Annotated in this window: 22 protein-coding genes and 1 pseudogene; 17 read left to right on the forward strand and 6 right to left on the reverse strand. The window is 43.9% G+C overall.

From position 1 onward, the window contains the following. Positions 1 to 84 precede the first annotated feature (84 nt). Both MKX50_RS09660 and MKX50_RS09665 read right to left on the reverse strand, forming a co-directional pair. Positions 85 to 846, reverse strand: a complete 762-nt coding sequence (locus MKX50_RS09660; protein WP_339159355.1) for a glucose 1-dehydrogenase — start codon at positions 844 to 846, stop codon at positions 85 to 87. A gap of 255 nt (positions 847 to 1,101) precedes the next feature. Further along, positions 1,102 to 1,468, reverse strand: a pseudogene (locus MKX50_RS09665) (helix-turn-helix domain-containing protein). Positions 1,469 to 1,605: 137 nt separating this feature from the next. On the opposite strand from MKX50_RS09665, the gene MKX50_RS09670 reads away from it, so the two are divergent. The 4 genes from MKX50_RS09670 to MKX50_RS09685 all read left to right on the forward strand — a co-directional run bounded on the left by MKX50_RS09670 (position 1,606) and on the right by MKX50_RS09685 (position 3,792). Further along, positions 1,606 to 2,028 (forward strand): MFS transporter, encoded by a 423-nt coding sequence (locus MKX50_RS09670; RefSeq protein WP_339159357.1) that lies wholly within the window; start codon positions 1,606 to 1,608, stop codon positions 2,026 to 2,028. A gap of 38 nt (positions 2,029 to 2,066) precedes the next feature. Next, a complete protein-coding gene (locus tag MKX50_RS09675; protein ID WP_339160065.1) occupies positions 2,067 to 2,798 on the forward strand; it encodes an MFS transporter in 732 nt (243 codons plus the stop codon). Between the two features lie 185 nt (positions 2,799 to 2,983). Next, positions 2,984 to 3,526: an AAA family ATPase gene (locus MKX50_RS09680; protein WP_339159359.1), complete on the forward strand. Its 543-nt coding sequence runs from the start codon at positions 2,984 to 2,986 to the stop codon at positions 3,524 to 3,526. A gap of 32 nt (positions 3,527 to 3,558) precedes the next feature. Beyond that, on the forward strand, positions 3,559 to 3,792 hold the full coding sequence (locus tag MKX50_RS09685) for a hypothetical protein (protein WP_339159362.1): 234 nt from the start codon (positions 3,559 to 3,561) through the stop codon (positions 3,790 to 3,792). Between the two features lie 146 nt (positions 3,793 to 3,938). On the opposite strand, the gene MKX50_RS09690 is transcribed toward MKX50_RS09685, so the two are convergent. Then, entirely contained in the window at positions 3,939 to 5,183 is a 1,245-nt protein-coding gene (locus MKX50_RS09690; RefSeq protein ID WP_339159364.1) for an MFS transporter, read from the reverse strand. A gap of 690 nt (positions 5,184 to 5,873) precedes the next feature. Between MKX50_RS09690 and MKX50_RS09695 the strand changes: the two genes are divergently transcribed. From MKX50_RS09695 to MKX50_RS09720, 6 genes are all read left to right on the forward strand, one after another. Then, complete coding sequence (locus tag MKX50_RS09695; RefSeq protein WP_339159366.1) at positions 5,874 to 6,296, forward strand: hypothetical protein; 423 nt, start codon at positions 5,874 to 5,876, stop codon at positions 6,294 to 6,296. 225 nt (positions 6,297 to 6,521) lie between these two features. Then, positions 6,522 to 6,656 carry a hypothetical protein gene (locus MKX50_RS09700; RefSeq protein ID WP_339160067.1) on the forward strand — a complete coding sequence of 45 codons (135 nt, stop codon included), beginning with the start codon at positions 6,522 to 6,524 and terminating at the stop codon, positions 6,654 to 6,656. Positions 6,657 to 7,051: 395 nt separating this feature from the next. Beyond that, entirely contained in the window at positions 7,052 to 7,459 is a 408-nt protein-coding gene (locus MKX50_RS09705) for a hypothetical protein (protein ID WP_339159368.1), read from the forward strand. A gap of 18 nt (positions 7,460 to 7,477) precedes the next feature. After that, a complete protein-coding gene (locus MKX50_RS09710) occupies positions 7,478 to 8,035 on the forward strand; it encodes a GNAT family N-acetyltransferase (RefSeq protein WP_339159370.1) in 558 nt (185 codons plus the stop codon). A 42-nt stretch (positions 8,036 to 8,077) separates the two neighbouring features. Further along, a complete protein-coding gene (locus MKX50_RS09715) occupies positions 8,078 to 8,854 on the forward strand; it encodes an alpha/beta hydrolase (protein WP_339160068.1) in 777 nt (258 codons plus the stop codon). Positions 8,855 to 8,996: 142 nt separating this feature from the next. Then, positions 8,997 to 9,401 carry a DUF1259 domain-containing protein gene (locus tag MKX50_RS09720; RefSeq protein ID WP_339159372.1) on the forward strand — a complete coding sequence of 135 codons (405 nt, stop codon included), beginning with the start codon at positions 8,997 to 8,999 and terminating at the stop codon, positions 9,399 to 9,401. A gap of 181 nt (positions 9,402 to 9,582) precedes the next feature. Here MKX50_RS09720 and MKX50_RS09725 read toward each other — a convergent pair whose 3' ends face one another. The 3 genes from MKX50_RS09725 to MKX50_RS09735 are packed head-to-tail and all read right to left on the reverse strand — an operon-like array spanning position 9,583 to position 12,163. Continuing rightward, a complete protein-coding gene (locus MKX50_RS09725; protein ID WP_339159374.1) occupies positions 9,583 to 10,695 on the reverse strand; it encodes a cupin domain-containing protein in 1,113 nt (370 codons plus the stop codon). 31 nt (positions 10,696 to 10,726) lie between these two features. Next, on the reverse strand, positions 10,727 to 11,215 hold the full coding sequence (locus tag MKX50_RS09730; RefSeq protein WP_339159376.1) for a DinB family protein: 489 nt from the start codon (positions 11,213 to 11,215) through the stop codon (positions 10,727 to 10,729). A gap of 12 nt (positions 11,216 to 11,227) precedes the next feature. Continuing rightward, positions 11,228 to 12,163 (reverse strand): fumarylacetoacetate hydrolase family protein, encoded by a 936-nt coding sequence (locus MKX50_RS09735; protein WP_339159378.1) that lies wholly within the window; start codon positions 12,161 to 12,163, stop codon positions 11,228 to 11,230. 293 nt (positions 12,164 to 12,456) lie between these two features. Here MKX50_RS09735 and MKX50_RS09740 point away from each other — a divergent pair, with 293 nt between their 5' ends. The 7 genes from MKX50_RS09740 to MKX50_RS09770 all read left to right on the forward strand — a co-directional run bounded on the left by MKX50_RS09740 (position 12,457) and on the right by MKX50_RS09770 (position 20,070). Next, on the forward strand, positions 12,457 to 13,233 hold the full coding sequence (locus tag MKX50_RS09740; protein ID WP_019636442.1) for an IclR family transcriptional regulator C-terminal domain-containing protein: 777 nt from the start codon (positions 12,457 to 12,459) through the stop codon (positions 13,231 to 13,233). 15 nt (positions 13,234 to 13,248) lie between these two features. After that, positions 13,249 to 13,656: a thioesterase family protein gene (locus MKX50_RS09745; RefSeq protein ID WP_339159380.1), complete on the forward strand. Its 408-nt coding sequence runs from the start codon at positions 13,249 to 13,251 to the stop codon at positions 13,654 to 13,656. A 217-nt stretch (positions 13,657 to 13,873) separates the two neighbouring features. Continuing rightward, a complete protein-coding gene (locus MKX50_RS09750; protein WP_339159383.1) occupies positions 13,874 to 14,983 on the forward strand; it encodes a CapA family protein in 1,110 nt (369 codons plus the stop codon). Between the two features lie 39 nt (positions 14,984 to 15,022). Next, complete coding sequence (locus MKX50_RS09755; protein ID WP_339159385.1) at positions 15,023 to 16,135, forward strand: CapA family protein; 1,113 nt, start codon at positions 15,023 to 15,025, stop codon at positions 16,133 to 16,135. Between the two features lie 168 nt (positions 16,136 to 16,303). Continuing rightward, positions 16,304 to 17,863: a class I adenylate-forming enzyme family protein gene (locus tag MKX50_RS09760; RefSeq protein WP_339159387.1), complete on the forward strand. Its 1,560-nt coding sequence runs from the start codon at positions 16,304 to 16,306 to the stop codon at positions 17,861 to 17,863. 22 nt (positions 17,864 to 17,885) lie between these two features. Beyond that, complete coding sequence (locus MKX50_RS09765; protein WP_339159389.1) at positions 17,886 to 18,296, forward strand: hypothetical protein; 411 nt, start codon at positions 17,886 to 17,888, stop codon at positions 18,294 to 18,296. Between the two features lie 214 nt (positions 18,297 to 18,510). Next, on the forward strand, positions 18,511 to 20,070 hold the full coding sequence (locus MKX50_RS09770) for a carboxylesterase/lipase family protein (protein WP_339159391.1): 1,560 nt from the start codon (positions 18,511 to 18,513) through the stop codon (positions 20,068 to 20,070). Positions 20,071 to 20,129: the final 59 nt, after the last annotated feature.

Raw genomic sequence — 20,129 nt, forward strand, 5'->3', positions numbered from 1 at the left:
TCCGGGAAAAGGCTGGAATCGAATTACGCCAAAACAAATAGGGACGGATTCACGATAACATTGTTCCTGTTTTCTAATTCCTATTTATAACAAGATATTTGTTGCCCCACCATCAACAACAAATTCTGCTCCTGTTGAGAAGGAGGAGTCATCAGATGCAAGGAATAGTACAAGTTGTGCTACTTCCTTCGGATTTCCCATTCTTCCTAATGGATATGCGGCATCTAATTCCTCTTTAGAAGCGTGTGTGACTTCTGACGCGTATTCTGCCATACCTGTTGTGATGTAACCAGGATGAATGGAGTTAATGCGAATTCCTCTTGATGCATATTCCGCAGCTGCATCTTTCGTCATAACTCGTACAGCTCCTTTACTTGCGCCGTAAAGCAGATGACCAGGAGCTCCCATTAGACCGGCAATGGAGGAAGCGTTAATAACAGAGCCTTTATTCTGCTTCTCCATTACTGGAAGAACGTGTTTCAATCCAAGGAATACACCGGTGACATTAATCCCCATGAGTTTATTCCATGTATCCAGCTCAATTTCAGGAATCGGCTTGATAATATAAATGCCTGCATTGTTAAACAGAACATCAATTTTACCGAATTTTTCTGTTGATTGGGACACGACATTTTTCCAGTCCCCCTCGTTGCTAACATCATGTTTAATGAAGAGTGCATCTTCGTTAATCGCCTTTATTTCCTGCAAGGCCTTCTCGCCTTCATTTTCGTTGACATCTGTAATGACTACTTTTGCTCCCTCTTTTGCAAACAGTAATGCCGTCTGTCTCCCAATCCCAGCAGCGCCGCCTGTAATGATTGCAACTTTATCAACTAATTTTTCCATACTTAGACCTCCCAGTGAAATCCTGATGATTGTTATTTTCTTATCTTGCTTCATACGAACAAGAACAATACTGATAAAAAAATATTCGTATCAATTAAGGAGGATTCCATCATTAAATAAACCAACTTTTGTTAACTGATCCCTATGGGTAAACACAGTTATAAAAAAGATAAATTTAAGGCCACGGAGTAATCCGTGGCCAGAGGTAAGCAAATACTTATTATCCATATAATCAAAGATACATATCATACCCGTTCAGCTTTTGACTTGTAAATTTGGCATCTGTTGTAGCTGATCATGTTCGGAACGATCCAAATGAGCAAGCCCCCATTCATGCATCATGAACAATACAGGCTTTAATGTTTCTCCATACCCGGTGACGGAGTATTCAACTTTAGGCGGTACCTGCGGGTGAACAATGCGTCGAATTAGGCCCTGTTCCTCCAGCTCTCTTAACTGACTGGTGAGCATTTTTTGCGTAATCGATGGAATAAGCTGCTTCAATTCACTGAACCGTTTGGTCCCCGCCGTAGAGCAGGTGCAGTAAAATAATGGACTTCCACTTACCTGAGATGATACTTAGTGTTTTTTCTACTTTGCATAAGGATGGTACGACCTTCATTACCTTCACCTCACCTCTTTTGTAGTATCATTTAGGATACAATACCACTTTATTGTGCGTACTTTCACCTGAGAAAGTTCGATATTATAATGACCCCAGTAGCGATCGCAACTACTTAACATATAGGGGTGAAGGAAATGAATAAAACAGTATCAGGCGGCTTACTGATGGCTGCTCTCTTTTTGGCTGCACTTAATTTAAGATTGTCCATTAACTCTATTTCACCGATATTGGAGTCGATCCGGAATGAGTTAAACATGAGCGCTTCGCTGGCAAGCTTGCTCACAACAATTCCCGTACTCTGTATGGGGATCTTCTCGCCGTTGGCCGCTAAAATTAGCGGCCGCTGGGGACTGGAGCGTGTGATCAGTTGGTCTTTGCTTTTGATTGGAGCGGGGACGTTACTGCGATTTTTTGCAAATTCCACGATTTCGTTAATTATAACGGCTCTTATAGCCCGGGCAGGCATTGCGTCAGTAGGTCCGCTACTGTCCGGATTTATTAAGCGGTACTTCGTTTCAACCGTTCCGTCCATGATGCCGTTTATACACTCGCCTTAACGATAGGTGCAGCGCTTGCTTCGGGAATATCTGCACCGCTGCAAACTTGGCTAAATTCATGGCAGGGGGCGCTCGCGGTTTGGGGGATATTGGGGATCATAGCTGTTGGTGTGTGGGCACTTCTTTTGCGTCGAATCAAGCACGGTACAGATTCTGGAACCAATCATTCCTCAGGGAAAATTCCCTGGGGAAATACCAAAGCATGGTTTCTAACGTTATCATTTGGCTTATTGGCTATGTTATTTTATGCGGTAACGGCTTGGCTGCCCCCGATGATTCAAAGTATGGGCTACAGTAAATGGTATGCGGCTAACGCATTAACGATCTTTGCCGTAGTTCAAATTCCCGCAGGACTGTTGATGCGTTCCTTATTGAAAAAAGTCACGTCCCGGTTGCTTTGGCTCATCGTTGCATCCCTGGTTGAATTAGCAGGCTTCATCATGATTATGTTCGCCATACAGCCTTGGATCGCAGCCATGTTGATCGGACTAGGAGCGGGAACGCTGTTTTCATTGAATTTATTGCTACCCATCGATATGACCGGCAATCCGCAGGAAGCTGCTTCTTGGGCAGCAATGACTCAATCTGTCGGTTACGTCATAGGTGCAGCAGGGCCCTTGATCCTTGGCTGGATACATGATACGACGCACAGCTTCTCAGCAGCCATCATTGGTATGATCATAGTAAATCTGCTCATGATGGGGTTTCAGTATTTGGCCGTGTCCAAGAAACCTATGAAACAAGCAGATGGCATAGTGCGTAATGCATAATTCGATATATGAAAGTTGAATTCAGTAAACTGAAATGATCGTGTATAATTGTGGAAGAAGCTTAGACAACAAATGACCCAGCCTAGGATGAGAGTTATCTAAGGCTGGGTCGTTTCGTAAAATGCTTCCCCTATAGGTAAAAGAAAAATGGAAATGAATAATATGAGTAAAAGGGTGGTGATCGTATGTTAACGGAAAGTCCCAGCATTATATTGATTACCGGGATCATGGCAAGCGGAAAATCGACAGTAGCGCAGTTGCTATCCGAGCAATTCGAGAAATCGGTGCATCTACGTGGAGATATTTTTCGGAAAATGATTGTAAATAACCGCAAAGAGATTCATCCAGATTCGGGAAATGATGAGTTGGATCAGTTGCGGCTGCGATATCGGCTGGCCGCACATTCAGCGGAGGCGTATTATCAAGCGGGATTTACAGTTGTAGTTCAAGATGTAGTTGTCGGACCTTTGCTAAATGATTTTATCTCGTATATCGGTAAACGCCCATTTTATGTAGTGGTGCTTTGTCCAAATACGGAGGTTGTTGCAGCAAGGGAGGCTGCTCGAACAAAGAAAGGGTACGGTGTTTGGAGCGTTGAAGAGCTAGACGGTGTTTTGCGAAATGAAACGCCTCGTATCGGACTATGGTTGGATTCATCAGAGTTGTCCCCTGAAGAGACCGTGAATGAAATTCTCGCGAGACTGTCCAACGAGGCATTGATTTCATAAATAAATGCCTTTTATGGAGAACGTTTATTGATATGACCCTAGCTGTGAAAATATTATTTCTAAAAGAACGGGAAGGTGCAGTAATGGATATTACACCACAGGAAGAAAATATGATTACTGCTCTTCGTGAGGATGAATTATCGCTCATGATGAGAAGAAATCACAAGATAAAAGATTATAATCACTTCATTGCTAACCGAAAGGCGGCCGTCCAGAGGTTTAATTTCGGAATTATATCGGTGGGTTATTTACGCCAAAGCCGATGATATAGATTCAACGATTTTTGAGATTAAAGATCAGGAACGAAATGTCGTCGAAACGATGGGGTGATATGGACGTGTAAAAATAATAGGGGGCTTTACATATTAGGTATATCTAACATGTAAAGCCCAAGTTGTTGTGAAGGCAAACTCTAGTTCACTATTTCTTCCTTCGTTCTTGCTCCTTTTTGTAATGATCCAAATCTATACTGGAATACAAGTGCCCCTGCGAAAGAAAGCGTAAAAGCGATTGCTGCAAATATATACAGCGCCTGAATACTCAAATTATCTGCAATCCATCCCGACAATAATAATGAGACCCCATAGAGGAGAGACATAAGCGAAGATTGGGCTGCGAACAGCGGTGGCAATTCTGCAGTTGGAATGCTTGTTTGATATAACGTACGCTCCGCCAAATCTTTTACTGCTTGCGAGGCCCCAAGTGCAAGCATTACACTTAGCGCCACCAAGGGGCTAGTTAGAAAACCAAACCCGAAAGTAAACGCGGTAAAGCAACCACTGCCTACTACGAGCATAATGCCGAGATTCAGTACTTGCCCCGATAGGCGGCTAATGAGAAGGCTCATGATGACGAACCCGCCTAAGTAAGCGCCGTTTATCCATCCCCACCACATCTCGCTTACATGCAGACGTTCGCCTACGAATACGAGCAGGAGTGCACCAGCAAACACGGCCATGAAAAGTCCTTCCCAAACGTTTATCCATAGCAGTACGCGCAGTTTAGGAACGCGATAATAGTGTCGCCAACCTGTCTGGATCGAACTGAACCACGAAGAACCGGCAGTAGTTACATTGGGTAGGGTGGTTTCATTTTCGCGGATCAGGGAAGAGACCCACCATCCAGCGCAAAGCAATAAGGTTGAAAGGACCAGTACTTGGCCAGCGCCGAGCCAAGAGACGACGATAGACCCTAAAGCCCATCCGGCAAGTGAGAAGGTCTGTACGACGCTCGCGAGTACACTGTTAGCTTTCAACAGAGAAGCTTCGGGCACAGTTACAGCAACTAAAGACGATCTTACCGGCCCTGCTACACCTTCCAGAATCGAGATCAGGAATACAATGCCAACCAGTATGGCGATATTTGGATGGCCTTTGCCAAAAGTAAACATGTACATCGCAAGTACGCTAAGCCCAAGGGCTTGCCCTCCAAGGCAAATGACAAGAAGACGACTCAAGTTAAACTTGGGTGTGATGACAGGCGCAAAGGTGCTGCCGGCCGTCATGCCGAAAACCCTTAGCAGGGGATATAGCGCGGTTATCATTGCCGAGCCGGATAGATGAAATAGTGTAGTAACAAGTGCTAAAATATACCAGACGTCTCCTAAAGTCGAAAGAGCCTGACTGAGCCAGAGTCTGTGGAATGATTTTGTAAGCAAATGCCTTATCCTTTCCAATATTCAGTTGTTTATGGGAAAAGGAAATGAGAGCTTACAACGGTCTTGCCTCCGATCAATGGAAAATTAATTTAATCCTAACATAGGACACTATAATTGAATAGGGTAATAATCGAATTATGTTTCAGCAGCAGGTAGTAGTATTTTGGTAAGTAGCTGACATCCTATAACACTGCATTCACGCTGGGGGTTCCACCTCTTGGTTGTCATATGTGTAATCATGGAAGAAGCTCAGACAACAAACGACCTAGCCTAAGTTAAGAGCTATCCTTGGCTGGGTCGTTTTATGAATACAAGAACGCTATAACAAATCCCCGCAATTATAAAAAATAACTACAAGGAGACATTAAATTCTATGACGCCTCAATATTTCTGGGAAATGGTAGATCAGTCAAAAAAACAGGGTGTAGGACAAGTGTTGGAGTGGTTGGCTCGAAAAATAGCTTCGAAGGCGGGGAAATAACACCATATTCTCAAGCGGGACCTTTCGGCTCCTTGTATCGGTTATGGGAGCGAGTCATGCGATCAATCTTTCGAGGCTAAGCCTATCGGACCTGGAGCTTGGAGTCCATTAACATTCGGTGAAGTAATATTTAATTACTTGGATGAGAATTTATTCGATGAGAGGAAGCGGAACCAGCAGACAATCCTTGAAAGGGATCAAAATAATAAATGATAAACACAGGTTTCAAGGCAATTATAGTGACTTTTTTTCTAAGCTTATATCACTCTATCGTAGGCGAAATAATATTCTTCGGACTATACTATAATGTCAGTTCCCTTGGAAATAATTTAGACATTATGTCAGTAATTCTGGTTGTGTTATATTCTGTCCCTATTATTCTTTTATATAAATCAAAGCAACTATTATATCTATTATTGATATTGGTATTTACTCCAATTTGCACTATTTTATCGATATTTGCAGCAGGTATATTATTTCCGTTAGGAGAAGAGGATTTAGGGGCTGGATTGCTGATCCTCTTTGTTATTGGATTTAATTACTTGTTTGTTTTTTTGGGAACTAGCATAGGAGTAGTTATAAAAATATTATTGAAACAATGGAGACTTTTTAAAGAGATTCCTAATGATTAATTAAGACAGCATATGCATCATCTAACTGTATTCATACATGGAGGCTATCGCCTCCAACGTTATCTGAAATCCATGCTTATAAGTCATTATTGAAGAATACAGAAAAAGGTGAATCAAAATGATGATTAACTTAAAAGAATATAAAGATCAAAAGGAAATATTTAATTTAATCGCAGACGAGGATTAGGAAAAAAATTAATACAGGAATATATAAGAGAGAACCAAATAAGAAGAGTTGAAGCGGAAACAGATAAGGATGCGGTAGATTTTTATAGAAGGCTCGGTTTTAATATAACAAGTTTAGGACAGAAGTATCCTGGAGTAGAACGATTTCAATGTAGTTTAATAATAAGAAAATAGAAAAACCTTTTTGGACATATTATTTGCCGATCATATAATCAGTTTGCCTAAATTATGATAAGTGCGAAAACAATTACGAAAAACATGGCGATAGGCTTTGACACTATAAATGATTTATCTTTTAAATAATCGGGACTCACTGCCCCAAGAAGCATAACGAACACTAAAAAAACAATGCCACTGCAAATAACCGACATCAATTTGATTGTGATGGCCACGTAATCGGAGGGCATCATCACCATAAGCATCGTTCCCATATGCCGCCCATTATTCCAACTGCCCCGCCAATCAACATTCCGATCATAGTAGAATGAAAAAACTGATCCAGAAGCCATACAGCGACTAAACCGCCCATTGCCAAGCCAATAGTCATTCCTAAGGCCATCGCCGCCATCATGCCAATCATGGAGGGCAACTGTCTTTTCTTTAGAAGAAGTATTACAAGTTCAACACCAGAACCTATATTAATTGGAGATAATAATATTGGTGATGGTTATGCCGTTACAATTGACGAGAAATCGCCAGTAATTCAAATTGATTTTAATAGCTATGTTGGCTACTCGGTGTTAAACGAATCGTTCACCGTTTGGGATGATTACGAAGAGTTTGAGGGAAGAGCATTTAGAATTTATAGTAAGTCGAGGTACTTAGATTTTATTGGTGCTGGGACAATAGCTTCGGAAGAGTATCCAGGACCCTTCAAACATTATGGTGTGTCTTGTCTGAATCATATCGTTAACATTGTCTCAACGGAGAAACCAGTAGTTATGGAAGTAAGCAGGGAGAAGTTGAGGAACTGTTAATAAATTGGAGGCTTATTCATGGATGTAGATAAATTATTCAGTGAATCCCCTGAATTTTATACAGATCGGGTACACCTAAGGCGTATTATCTTGAAAGACATTACTGATTACTATGATCTTGCCTCTGACCCGGATGTAACAGCATACACGATGTGGAATACTCATCACACCCTTGAAGAAAGTCAAAATTACATCGAGTCCGTGCTGAGAAAGTATAATAACAAGGAAGCATATCATTGGGGTATTATAGAACGCAAGAGTGGAAAACTCATTGGGAGAACAGGATTTATTAGTTTTGATGTAAATCATGATAGAACTGAGATTGGTTTTGCAATCTCTAAAAAATATTGGGGCCAAGGGATTGTAGTAGAAGCTACTCGGGAAATCCTTCGCTACGGGTTCGATACGATGGGGTTAAACCGGATTGAGGGAAGATGTAATCATGATAACGTAGGATCAAGACGAGTTATGGAGAAATTAGGGATGAAATTTGAAGGAATACTACGAAAACAATTGAAGATCAAGGGGAATTATGCGGATCAGAAAATATATTCATTAGTAAAAGACGATTTGTAAGCATGCCCTATTCACACATCGCGGCCTGAGAGGAGTATTATGATGAGTGTTGTTACTGTAAACGGGGTTCAGCTCTACTATGAAGTAGTTGGATCGGGAAAACCCATTGTCTTTACGCATGGTGCTTCATGGAATCATAAACAGTGGAAACAACAGGTAGAATACTTCTCGCAGTTTTATCAAACTATTGTATGGGATGTAAGGGGGCATGGGAAATCTACTTTGCCTGAAGGTAGAGTAGATTCTGAGGATTTTAGCAAAGACTTGCTTGGTTTATTGGATCATCTCCAGATAGAGTCTGCGGCGTTATGCGGTTTATCTTTGGGAGGCCATATTTCTTTGCAAACGGCAATTCGATATCCTAAGAAAGTATCGGGCCTTATTCTAATTGGCACACCTTTTACAAACACATTTAATTTGTATGAAAAATTGGCCGTACCGATCAATCGCTGGTCTGCTTGCTTCATTTCCATGAAGACCCTAGCAAAACTATCTGCCAATGCATTATCCAAATTCAACCCGGAAAACAAAGCTTATATATTAGAGGCCGTGCAAATGATTCCACACAACAACTGGATTCGGCTGTGGGATGCGATCACTCGCATGGAAAGTGGTGATGATTTGCATTCCGTGCAATGCCCGACTTTATTACTATGCGGGGAGCATGATTCGATGACTATGAGACAACAAAAGTACATGGAAAAGCATATTCAAAACACTACATTGAAAGTAGTACATCGAGCTCATCATGCAACCAATATGGATAACCCGCAGCAGGTAAATGAGTATTTGAAGCACTTTTTAGAACGAAATATTTAATTAGTTAAGACTGAAAAAGGCATTTTGAGGTGGCTAAACCACTTTAAAGCGCCTTCTTTTATTATTACAGGAATTCTTACATGTTCAAGGCTTCCATTGAATATATATTATAGATTATCTCTGTAAAAGGAGGTTTATTTATATGAATAACTTTAATTCTGTTTGCGAGCAATTTGCTCATATTCTTAAAGGAAAAAGCACCATAAACCAAGATGCTTGTTCTGTATCATTGCATCGCAATTTTAAGGTAACTGTTCAAGGGCGCATGAGTAGGTCTGTTGCGCCAGCTGAAGTCATGTTTGAATCACTGGATCAAAGCGGTAACGCGCTATGCTTGGCTGAAATTGCAATTTTAGAAGAAGAAATTCCTCGCTTTATGTACTCGATAATCCAACAAGGATTGATTGTTAGTGCCTTGCATAACCACTGGTTATATACGAGACCTTTAATCATGTATATACACATCCAATCTGTTGAGCCTCCGTTAAATTTTGCAAAGAAAATGGCATATTCATTTTCAGCCTTAAGCAGTTATCCAGTTGAATGATGTAACGCAAGATGAATCAGACGACACAAAACTATCATGGTCTCCTTATCCATCCTGTTTTGATAACGGATGAGAATGTAACGATTCTGATTGATACCGGGTATAGTCAAAGCAAAAAAGGCCCAGTTCAAGGCCTTTTTTGCTGTATAGGGAGGGGCTATAAAACTAGTAGCATAATGCCCTAGGGAAGCAGCGGTTCGAAATGGCTTGTCACCCGTTGATGACCTCCATTTTCCTCGTAAGCTTCCTCGCGTTCCAGTTCAAATTTTTCCATAATGGGCAGGTCGCTTGCTGAGAACAGATAGGATTCCTCCTCTGCGACATGTTCATGCAGCGCCCAGTTCGGTATCACTAGGAAGTCGCCTTCAGACCAGTCGAATCGAACGCCGTCGATCACGGAGTAGCCAGAACCCTTATAAATTTGATAAATGACGGAATGGGTATGGCGATGCGCTTTCGAGTGAAATCCTTTTGGCAGCTTTTGCATCCACGAAGCAATGTTAGGGTTTGCTGTTTTGCCGTTGGATGGGTTAATAAATTCAACCGCAAATCCATCGTAAGGATCTGGTTCGTATTGTGACAAGCCTTTAAGGGCAGCAGCGGTTTGAGACCATTTGAAGGATCCGAGCGGTGCAACCTTCGCATGACGGTCGGAAATCGGACGCACCATACCGCCTTCGTAGCGGCGAGCAGAATAATTGTCCGGCATCTGCGGCTGCTCAATTTTGTCTGGATAAGGTTCGAAGAAGGTTCCGCCAATCGCATAGATCGTCGGGATATCCAGACAATCCATCCAGATCATCGGCTTATCTCCCGGATGAGAATGACCGTGCCACAAGCCTTTCGGGGTGGTCAGGAAATCGCCTTCCTCCATAAATATACGTTCGCCCTGTACGATCGAGTATGCGCCCTCACCCTTCATAATAAAGCGAAGCGCGCTTTGGGTATGGCGGTGTGACGGTGCTGTTTCACCAGGCAGGATTAACTGAACGGCAGCATAAAGGGTATGAGTGGTAGAGGCCCAGCCCCAGGGCTGGCGGCCTGTTAATCCGGGGTTTTGAAGATAAATCGCTCGCCGCTCGCCGCCTCGATCAGGGGTGAAGATTTCACTTGCAGCCATTAGCTTTTCATGCAGCAGCTCCCACTTCCACAAATAAGGAATGGCCTGAGGTTTTGGGGTATGATTCATTAAAGCAGGAATGGCATGCCATAACGGACCCAGGTGATAACGCTCTATATCCTCATTAAAATCCTTTACGATTTTACTTTGAAAAAAATCATTCGTTTCAGCCATTCGTGTCACGCCTCTCTTTCAATTTATGTTGTTATTTCGCTGTGTTAAATTGCTCGATATTGCGTTTAATTTGCTTGTCATGCGAATTGGCATGGTCCACTACCAAATGTTGAATGACAAAAGACAGGGGCTTTGTGCCAAAACGCGGGTTGCGGCTCGGGGATTCCTGTTGAAGCTGATCGCTTGTGATCGGACCTAATACCTGCTCAACCCGCTGTATGATTTGTTCAAGCGAAGCCAGCACTTCGTGAAGGGAACGCTGGCCGGCCGAAGCTAATGCAGCCAAACGCTTCTCATCCTGAAGGCCGCGTCCCCATTCCGTCCCGGGCTTACCTAACAGTCTAGTGATTTCATCCAGCCAATACGGGAGGGCTTCATCCACATGGACCAGTACTTCCATTACAGACCATTTGTCTTCTGCAGGCTTCCATTTTATAAGTTCTGGGGACAACCCTTTTGAGGTTGTAATGATTTGCTCTAAGGAGCGCTGCGTGCTTTCAATCGCAACCTGCATGTTCATGTAAATACCTCCTTAATTTGCTTTGCTCACTTTGTTTTCAAGTGCGCCGATTTTATCGATTTCAATGCGTACTACATCTCCGTCCTTCAAAAACACTTGCGGATCACGGGCAAACCCTACACCGCCTGGTGTTCCAGTAAGGATCACATCACCTGGCTCAAGTGTCATTAGTCCGGAAAGGAATTCTACCAAGCGCTGTACGGTAAATACTAAATTTGCCGTATTGGAACGCTGGCGCTCTTCGCCGTTGACCGTGAGGACAACCTCTAAGCCGGACGGGTCCTGAAGCTCATCCGACGTTACCAGCCAGGGTCCCATGGGAGCGCTTCCGTCAACAGCTTTGCCCTGCATCCACTGAATGGTTCTTCGTTGGATATCCCGGTAAGTCACATCATTAGCGATGGTATAACCGGCCACGTAGTCAAGCGCATCAGCTTGGGATACATTTCTTGCACGTTTGCCGACCACAAAGACGAACTCCGCTTCATAATCCAACTGCTCTGAAATGGAAAAATAGGGGATATCATCCTGAGGTCCGATGATCGTATTCGGATATTTGGCGAATATAACCGGGAATTCGGGAAGCTCGCGCTTCATTTCAAGAATGTGCTCACGATAGTTATGACCAACGCATATTATTTTGCTTGGATTTAAGACAGGTGCTTCAATCTTTACGTCTTCCGTGTTATGAATTACGGGGTAGGGAATGGTATCCACATGGTTGAGTGCGTAATCGACGGCACGCTTGGCTAACTCCATGCTTTCTGTTCCACCTTGCAGGAACTCAACCATATTGGTTGGAACGAATGCTTCAGCGATTTGTTTCGCGCGAATGGCGCCGTCTGCTTCAAGTTGAGCAAGGCAGGCATAATTTAAATCCACCACTTGCTCTCCATTTATGCAGCCGATACGGACAGCACCTGCAGTGCTGTAGCTTACTAGTTTCATTTTGGACAACAGCCTCCTCTAGCATCATAATCAGTAAAATTCGTATTCATCTACACAAATAGTGAAATAAGTTCTTACATGATATTGAAATGCAAACGCCTTCATTTGTCAATACATAATATGAGGTGGATGTAAAATGCCTTGATTATAGGATATATAGCTTGCGCTTCCAAAATTTTATGATTATCATATAATTAAATACGCCTTAGTTCTCTATTTGAGAACAAAGAATTACAGGGCTTTACAAGAAGGACGCGTCTCTATAATTCGTCTGGAAAGGTTGTCTTCTGAATATGGCTGAAATCAAAGCAACAAATGTCATACAATCGCTTCAGGTAGGCTGTGATATACTTGAGCTCATAGCATCTAGCGGCAAGCCGTTAAAATATAATGAGATCTATGAATTGTCACATATGACTAAAAGCAATCTGCATAAATATCTGCATACGTTGACCTTAGTGGGACTGCTCTATCGGGATAAAAGCAGCGGACTGTATTCTTTGGGCAGCAAGCTTGTAGAGTACGGCATGAAAGCAGTGAATCAAGAAAATGTAGTAGAACGCGTCATGCCCTTCCTGCAGGAAATGAATCAAACCTGCAAAAATACGGTACTTTTGACGTCCTGGTCCCAAAGCGGCCCGATGGTGGTTAGATTGATTAATTCCCAAGAAGGGTTGAATATCGGAGCCCAGCTGGGTACGGTGCTGCCGTCCATGTCCGCTGCAGGCAAGGTGTTTTTAGCTTTTTTAGAGGAGAATTTAATGGATGAATGGAAGGCAGAAGAACTCAAACGGATGGACGAAGCACAGCAGGCGTATTTTGACCAGGAAATTCAATTCGTTCGTTCCAACGGGATCGCTTTCGCAAGGGAGCCTCTCGTTCCAAGTATTTCGTCTATAGCATTTCCTATATTGAACTTTGAGGGTCGGTTGCTTGGTGTAGTCGTGGTTGTTGGTTTTTCTAATACGATTGCTGACAAGCTGGACGATATGATGAGTCAGTATCTGATCAAAATGCGTAACGAGATCTCTGAAGCCTTCGGTTATAATATCAAACGAAAATTGAAATAAAGGGGAGCGAAGTTCATGATGGAGTCAACTTGGGAATTTAAAGTGCGTTTCGGAGAAACGGATATGGCCGGGATTGTATACTATCCTAATTTCTATCAATGGATGGATTCGTCTACACATGAAATGCTGCGGCAAACTAGTTATCCAACCACCATACTATCGTCGATTAAGAAGGGATTTCCTCTGGTTGAGGCGCAGTGCAAGTTCTATCATTCACTCCGATTTGACGATGAAGTTCAGGTAATATCGAAGGTGAAGGATGTTAAAAACAAAGTCGTCGTGATTGAGCATCGTTTCATTAAAAAAGAGGATCAGCAGGTGGTGGCTGAAGGGCAGGAAACCAGGGTTTGGGTATCATTCGCAGAGGGGAACCTGAAGGCAGAAGCCATTCCGGATGATTTAAGGCAAGTTTTTATGAAATGAATTAATCAAAGAAGTACAGCCCAACAAGTCCGGGTTGTGCTTCTTTTCGTTCTACGTCCAGTCATGACGTTGTCTTAAGGGTTCAAGTCTCTAATGGAGGCTGAGGATTGTTCATGGTGTATTAATTTCATCCTGCCAATTTGTTCATCATAGAAGTGTTTTAACCTTGTTCACTACACTAAACTGAAACTAAGTGTACATATAGGGAGGAAATACAATGGGGAAGAAAGGCATTACTTTGCTTAATGTTGGCGATATCATTCTGGGTCCTGATCCAGAATCCTATTTTTCGGAAGTAAAGTCTGTCTTGCTGGAGGCGGATCTCGTGGTGGGACAGCTGGAGGTCACCCATACCGCTCGTGATGCCAAAGCGGTGGAACTGGACCGGTTGCCCGAAAACTTAAGCCCGCTTGCTTCGAACGGTTTTGATTTAGTAACGATGGCTGGGAATCATCTTATGGATGCAGGCTCCCAGGGGGTTGAAGACACGATGGACTGGCTGAAGCAGCACGGCATCTCTTATGTCGGGGCTGGAATGAACTTGGAGGAAGCCAGGCGCCCTGTGATCTTAGAGCAAGACGGTACGCGTATCGGTTACTTGAATTATAACTGTGTAGGACCAAAATCGACATGGGCATCCAAAGACAAGCCGGGGAATGCGTATTTGGAGGTCATTACGCATTACGAGTTAGAGCATGAAACTCCTGGAGGACCGCCGACGATCTATTCTTGGGCAACCCAGCCTACCTTGAAGCTAATGGAGGAGGACATCCGTCAACTGCGCTCCCAATGTGATGTATTGGTCGTAGCTTTCCATAAAGGAATTGGACATACCCCTGCGAAGATTGCCCAATATGAGCAGCAGGTGTCCTATGCGGCGATCGATGCCGGCGCTGATTTGGTCGTGGCGCATCACGCACATATTTTAAGAGGCATCGAATTTTACAAAGGTAAAGCGATCTACCATGGTTTATGTAATTTTGTAACCTGGGTACCGCTGCTCGCGCCATCTGACGATAAAGATCCCGATTCATGGGCTATGAAACGAATTGAATTTTTTGGATTTGCGCCAGACCCGGAGTACCCGACATATCCATTTCATCCAGAGGCCATTTATACGATCATTGCTAAAACTGAAATTGAAGATGCGAAAATTGTTCGTAACAGCTTTCTGCCCTGCCTGATCAATAAGAGTGGCAAACCCATTATTCTTAAACGCGATGAACAGGGGCAGCAGGTCTTTGATTATATGGAAGCGATCACGCAAAAAGCGCGAATGAATGCGAAGTATGCATGGTCAGGTGATGAAATTGTTGTGACCGGCTGAGAACGGGCTGAATGTACTCACAGGGGAGGGTGTAGATTCATGGGAAAAGAGACCGTCTTCTATGCCGTTGGTGATGTAGGACCGACAAGGGAGGTTCCGTATACGATTTTTGAACAAGTGGCTCCATTAATCCAATCAGGGGATGTCGCTTTTTGCCAGCTTGAGCCCGTATTGTCTGAACGCGGAACACCTTTGCCGCAAGCAAGATTAGCCGCAAGAAGTCACCCCAATGCAGCAGCTGCCATTAAAAAGGCTGGCTTTCATATCGTATCGTTCGCGACTAATCACTGTATGGACTGGGGCAGAGAAGCCTTTCAGGATACTATTGATGTTCTTAAGCAGGAGGATCTGCAAGTGATAGGTGTGGGACGGAATATCTCAGAAGCGCGAAAGCCCGCATACTATGAACAAGATGGACTGCGAATCGCCTTTTTAGCCTACAATTCGATCCTCCCTCAAGATTATTGGGCTACTGAGGATCGGCAGGGCTGTGTGCCTTTAAGAGCGCATACTTTATATGAACAAATTGAACATGATCAGCCGGGCACGCCATGCAGGATTCATACCTTTGCTCATCGCCAGGACTTGAAGCATATGGTTGAAGACATCCGAAAAGCCAAAGCCGGGGCAGATCTAGTGATAGTCTCCATGCATGCGGGTATTCACTTTATCCCCGCTGTGCTGGCGGATTATCAGAAGGAAATGGCTTATGCTGCCATTGATGCGGGCGCAGATATGATCATTGGCCATCATGCCCATATTTTAAAAGGGATTGAAGTATATAAAGGAAAAGCGATATTTTACAGCCTTGGGAACTTTGCGATTGATTCTCCGATCAAGTTCCACAAGGATCTGGAAAAACGCAAGTCGCACAAGGAGGTCGCTTCACTCAATCCGACATGGAAGACAGGCAAAGGCTGGCCGGAGGATTCCTACAAAACGATGATTGTAAAGGGTGTCATTGAAGATAAAGCGATCAAAGGCGTGTCTATTATTCCTGTTCAAATTGATGCGGATGATGTACCGCGGATCGTTAATCATGATGATCCGGACTTTGAAGGCATTGCGGCATATGTTAAGGATATATCAAGCTCTCAAGGCTTAAATGTTAACTTTAATATACTTAAGGAAGAGGTGCAGATTATATTATAAAGAGGGATACAGGGATATAAACTGCTTGCTACACTGATAACTAAACAAAGGATTGAATTTGGTCCACCATGTACATTAAGGCCGGCCTTCAATGCTTCTATAATGATAAGTAACCAAAAAACTTGACAAGTAAAATGGAAGCGTTATCAGTCGGTGGGAGGGGAATAAATGAAAGCAGCCAGTAACAACTTCACGGTTTGGGATGTATTTGAAAGGACAGCGCAAGCCAACTTCGATAAAGAAGCGGTATATGATCTGGTACGGAGAATGAATTACGAACAACTTTTACATGAATCGGAACTGGCAGCAGCCCTGCTTATGTCACTCGGGATCAAGGCCGGGGATAAAGTAGGGGTATCGCTCCCAAACTGGAATGAAGCTGTAATTTTATATCTAGCCATCGCAAGACTTGGAGCCGTGCTTGTCCCCTTCAATCCCAAATATCGTTCACATGAGATGAAGCATATTCTGAGCAACTCAGGGGCAAAGCTGGTTTTTGTATGTGAGGAATTTGAAAATATGGAGTATGAAGTTGTTCAGCCGCTGGTGAACGAGATCATCACCGTTCGTTATAGCCAGCCTCCATTCCGGTCATATGAGGCATTGATTGCTGAGTTTGAACCTGCTGTATTGCCGGAGGTGCAGATCGAGGCAGAGGATATCTATTGTATTCTTTATACCTCTGGAACGACAGGCGCGCCGAAGGGCGCGCTCATTACGCACCAAGCTTTAGTGAAGTCGGGCATTGCCATTGGAAAAAGCATGAAATGTACGGATCAGGATGTGTTCCTGATTCTAGCTCCGATTTTCCATGTCTTCGGGCTGGGATGTAATCTATTATCCGCTATTTATTTCGCTTCAAGGATGGTCTTGCTGGATAAATTTAAAGCGAGCAAGGCATTAGAGCTTATACAGGAAGAGAAGGTTACCATTCAGCATGCCGTACCCTCGATGCTGAATTTGGAGCTGAAAGATCCTAATTTCAAACGCTATGATCTTTCCAGCCTGCGGGCAGGCATGACAGGGGCATCTCCTTGTCCGCCTGAAGTTATTCGTGCAGTTCGAGAAGAAATAGGCATGGTCCTAAGCATTTCCTACGGTGCTACTGAAACCTGTACAGTGACGATTACAAATTATGATGATACAGAAGAGCATATTTACCAAACGATAGGTAAAGCAGTCGAAGGCGCAGAAGTGAAAATAGTGAATAGTCAAAGGGAGGAAGTTAATTACGGTGAAGTTGGCGAAATCGCCTGCCGAGGCTTTGGGGTTATGAAGGGATATTACCAACAGCCAGAGCAGACACGAACGGTGCTTGATGCAGACGGCTGGTTCTATACAGGCGACTTAGGCACAATGGATCGTGACGGTTATGTGCGTTATTTAGGCCGTAAGAAAGAAATCATCATTAGAGGCGGTTTTAACATTTATCCGCAGGAAGTAGAAGGCCTGCTGCAAAAGCATCCGAAGGTACTGGAAGCGGCTGTTTTAGGCTTGCCTGACTCTGTCATGGGGGAGATCGCCTGTGCCGTAATAAGGCTGCGCCCGGGAGAAAGAGCTGCCCCTGAGGAATTCATTGATTACTTGAAATCCATGATCGCTACTTATAAGCTGCCTTCAAGAGTGTTCTTTATGGATGAACTGCCTTCTACAGCAAGCGGAAAAGTTCAAAAGTCCAAGCTGCGTGAACTCATCATCCATGCGAAAAGCGACGACTTAGGTAAATAACTAGCTGCGAGAGGTGAAGGAGATGCACAATCCGTTAAGAGAGCTGGCGTATATAAGCGGGGCGTGGCAGGGCGAAGGATTCATCCTAGACTTTTCCGAGCCTGTATACACCTTGATGTTCGGCAATATGCAAGCTTCAAATGAAGCAGGCATGACAGTCTACTGGGAAACCTTTCGATTTGAGGCCAAGAACGAAAAGCTGTTTGTATATCCAGCCCAAATGGGGCATGAAAATGGCGCCTACATAGGTGAGAAACAGGAATCTGCAGAGGGGCATGCTCATGTGTTCAGAACGTTTATTCATAAATCGGCAGAAATTCAAGAAATATATTTTAACACCTCCCGTCCGGGCAAGGAATTGGTGATGGGGGTACGAGGGGGAAACGAGAATGGCCCTTTCGAAAAAGAATGGAAGCTCGCCAAAAGACATTAGCAAATATGATGCAAACAGCAGTCCGTTTCTGGCCTGCTGTTTTTTCGTTACCATAACCAAAATGAAATATGAAAATTAATACACGGTGAACATATTTTGGAATGAGTATAAAAACTATAATTATTTTAGGATATCGTACCCGCCCGATTGAAAACGCCGTCATCCTACTCCGGATCAAAATACATGCCAAGCACAATAGAAAGGATGATTTGCTTTGTACAGTGATGTTGTAGAAACCGGCTATGGAAAAGTTAGAGGGCTAAATATCGAAGGAATTAATGTGTACAAAGGTATTCCATATGGAGGTCCTACCGATGGCAGCGCCAGATTTATGCCCCCAACCCGGCCAGCTTCATGGACGGGGGTGCGCGATGTATTCGACTATGGTCCTGCCTGCTTCCAAACGAAAGGCGGCATCAATGTAGATAATGAGCTAACCCGAACTCAACCGCCAAGAAAATCAGAAGAGCTTCAATCAGAAAATTGCCTTGTTCTTAATGTATGGTCTCCGGGCACGCGGGACGGAAAGAAACGCCCCGTTCTATTCTGGTGTCATGGCGGCGGTTACTTTGCTGGCTCGGGTTCAAATTCGGTGAATGATGGCACTTGTTTAGCGAGGCGCGGCGATGTTGTGGTGGTTACAATCAATCATCGGCTGGGGCCGCTCGGATTTTTATATTTGAAGGAATTGGGCGGTTCTGATTATGGAGCCTCAGGCAATGCCGGCATGCTCGATATCGTGGCGGCGCTGAAATGGGTTGGTGACAATATTGAAGCCTTTGGAGGAGATCCGGGTAACGTAACGATTTTCGGACATTCCGGGGGCGGTGGTAAAGTCAGTACATTGCTCGCAATGCCTGCAGCGAAGGGTTTGTTTCATCGGGCGGTCATTCAAGGGGCATACGGGCTGAGAATGGTGGAGAGTTCGGCGGCTGCAGAAACAACAGAGCGTATTTTAGCAGACTTAGGGTTAAAAAAAGATCAGCTTGAGCGGCTTCATCAGCTTCATCCCAAGCAGTTGTGGGATGCTTATTACCATATTTGTAAATGGGATCCCATCGCATTTGCTGAAAAAGGACGAAATGTTATGAATGTCGGTCCTGTAGTAGATGGCAAGCATCTTCCCCATCATCCATTTGATCCGGCCGGACCAGAAATATCGGCCCACATTCCTATTATGATTGGGACGACAAAGGATGAATCCACTATCTTCTTAGCTTCCGAGCCCAGTCTAGGCCAGGTGGATGAGGCGGGAATGCGGCAATGGCTTAAGCATTATGTTGGCGAACAGAACGTAGACAGGGTGATTGCTGCATATTTGAAGGATGAACCGAACGCATCACCCAATGACCTGCTGGTTGCCGTTTCTAGTGATGTGATTACCATCAAGGATTCCATCGTGCTTGCCGAGCGAAAAATTGCTCAAAAGGGAGCCCCTGTTTACATGTATCGGTTCGAGCATGAGTCCCCCATTCTTGGCGGGAAAATGAAATCCTTGCATGGGCTCGAAATCCCCTTTGTCTTTGATAATTTACATAAATCTACACCGGATTTTATTGGAGACGACCCGGGACTTTCTGATCTAGCTGCCAATATGAGCCAGGCTTGGATCGGCTTTGCCCGTTCGGGCAATCCGAACCATGATGGATTGCCAGTCTGGCCCCCCTATAATTTGGAGGAACGGCCGACTATGGTTTTTGACAAGCAGTGTAATATCGTGAACGACCCCAGACGGGAAGGTCGCCGGGTGTTGGATCAACTTTTCATTTCATAACGATGTGAACGGTGGAGCTGTAATATGGTCCGCTGATTTTCCTTATACTCGAGCAATTT

This window comes from Paenibacillus sp. FSL W8-0186 (assembly GCF_037969765.1).
GTDB lineage: Bacteria > Bacillota > Bacilli > Paenibacillales > Paenibacillaceae > Fontibacillus > Fontibacillus woosongensis.

Excerpts from the sequence above, each read along its gene's own strand:
- MKX50_RS09660 (WP_339159355.1), bottom strand. The coding sequence starts at position 846 with ATGGAAAAATTAGTTGATAAAGTTGCAATCATTACAGGCGGCGCTGCT.
- MKX50_RS09670 (WP_339159357.1), top strand. The coding sequence starts at position 1,606 with ATGAATAAAACAGTATCAGGCGGCTTACTGATGGCTGCTCTCTTTTTG.
- MKX50_RS09680 (WP_339159359.1), top strand. The coding sequence starts at position 2,984 with ATGTTAACGGAAAGTCCCAGCATTATATTGATTACCGGGATCATGGCA.
- MKX50_RS09685 (WP_339159362.1), top strand. The coding sequence starts at position 3,559 with ATGACCCTAGCTGTGAAAATATTATTTCTAAAAGAACGGGAAGGTGCA.
- MKX50_RS09695 (WP_339159366.1), top strand. The coding sequence starts at position 5,874 with ATGATAAACACAGGTTTCAAGGCAATTATAGTGACTTTTTTTCTAAGC.
- MKX50_RS09705 (WP_339159368.1), top strand. The coding sequence starts at position 7,052 with ATGCCAATCATGGAGGGCAACTGTCTTTTCTTTAGAAGAAGTATTACA.
- MKX50_RS09710 (WP_339159370.1), top strand. The coding sequence starts at position 7,478 with ATGGATGTAGATAAATTATTCAGTGAATCCCCTGAATTTTATACAGAT.
- MKX50_RS09715 (WP_339160068.1), top strand. The coding sequence starts at position 8,078 with ATGAGTGTTGTTACTGTAAACGGGGTTCAGCTCTACTATGAAGTAGTT.
- MKX50_RS09720 (WP_339159372.1), top strand. The coding sequence starts at position 8,997 with ATGAATAACTTTAATTCTGTTTGCGAGCAATTTGCTCATATTCTTAAA.
- MKX50_RS09725 (WP_339159374.1), bottom strand. The coding sequence starts at position 10,695 with ATGGCTGAAACGAATGATTTTTTTCAAAGTAAAATCGTAAAGGATTTT.
- MKX50_RS09730 (WP_339159376.1), bottom strand. The coding sequence starts at position 11,215 with ATGAACATGCAGGTTGCGATTGAAAGCACGCAGCGCTCCTTAGAGCAA.
- MKX50_RS09735 (WP_339159378.1), bottom strand. The coding sequence starts at position 12,163 with ATGAAACTAGTAAGCTACAGCACTGCAGGTGCTGTCCGTATCGGCTGC.
- MKX50_RS09740 (WP_019636442.1), top strand. The coding sequence starts at position 12,457 with ATGGCTGAAATCAAAGCAACAAATGTCATACAATCGCTTCAGGTAGGC.
- MKX50_RS09745 (WP_339159380.1), top strand. The coding sequence starts at position 13,249 with ATGATGGAGTCAACTTGGGAATTTAAAGTGCGTTTCGGAGAAACGGAT.
- MKX50_RS09750 (WP_339159383.1), top strand. The coding sequence starts at position 13,874 with ATGGGGAAGAAAGGCATTACTTTGCTTAATGTTGGCGATATCATTCTG.
- MKX50_RS09755 (WP_339159385.1), top strand. The coding sequence starts at position 15,023 with ATGGGAAAAGAGACCGTCTTCTATGCCGTTGGTGATGTAGGACCGACA.
- MKX50_RS09760 (WP_339159387.1), top strand. The coding sequence starts at position 16,304 with ATGAAAGCAGCCAGTAACAACTTCACGGTTTGGGATGTATTTGAAAGG.
- MKX50_RS09765 (WP_339159389.1), top strand. The coding sequence starts at position 17,886 with ATGCACAATCCGTTAAGAGAGCTGGCGTATATAAGCGGGGCGTGGCAG.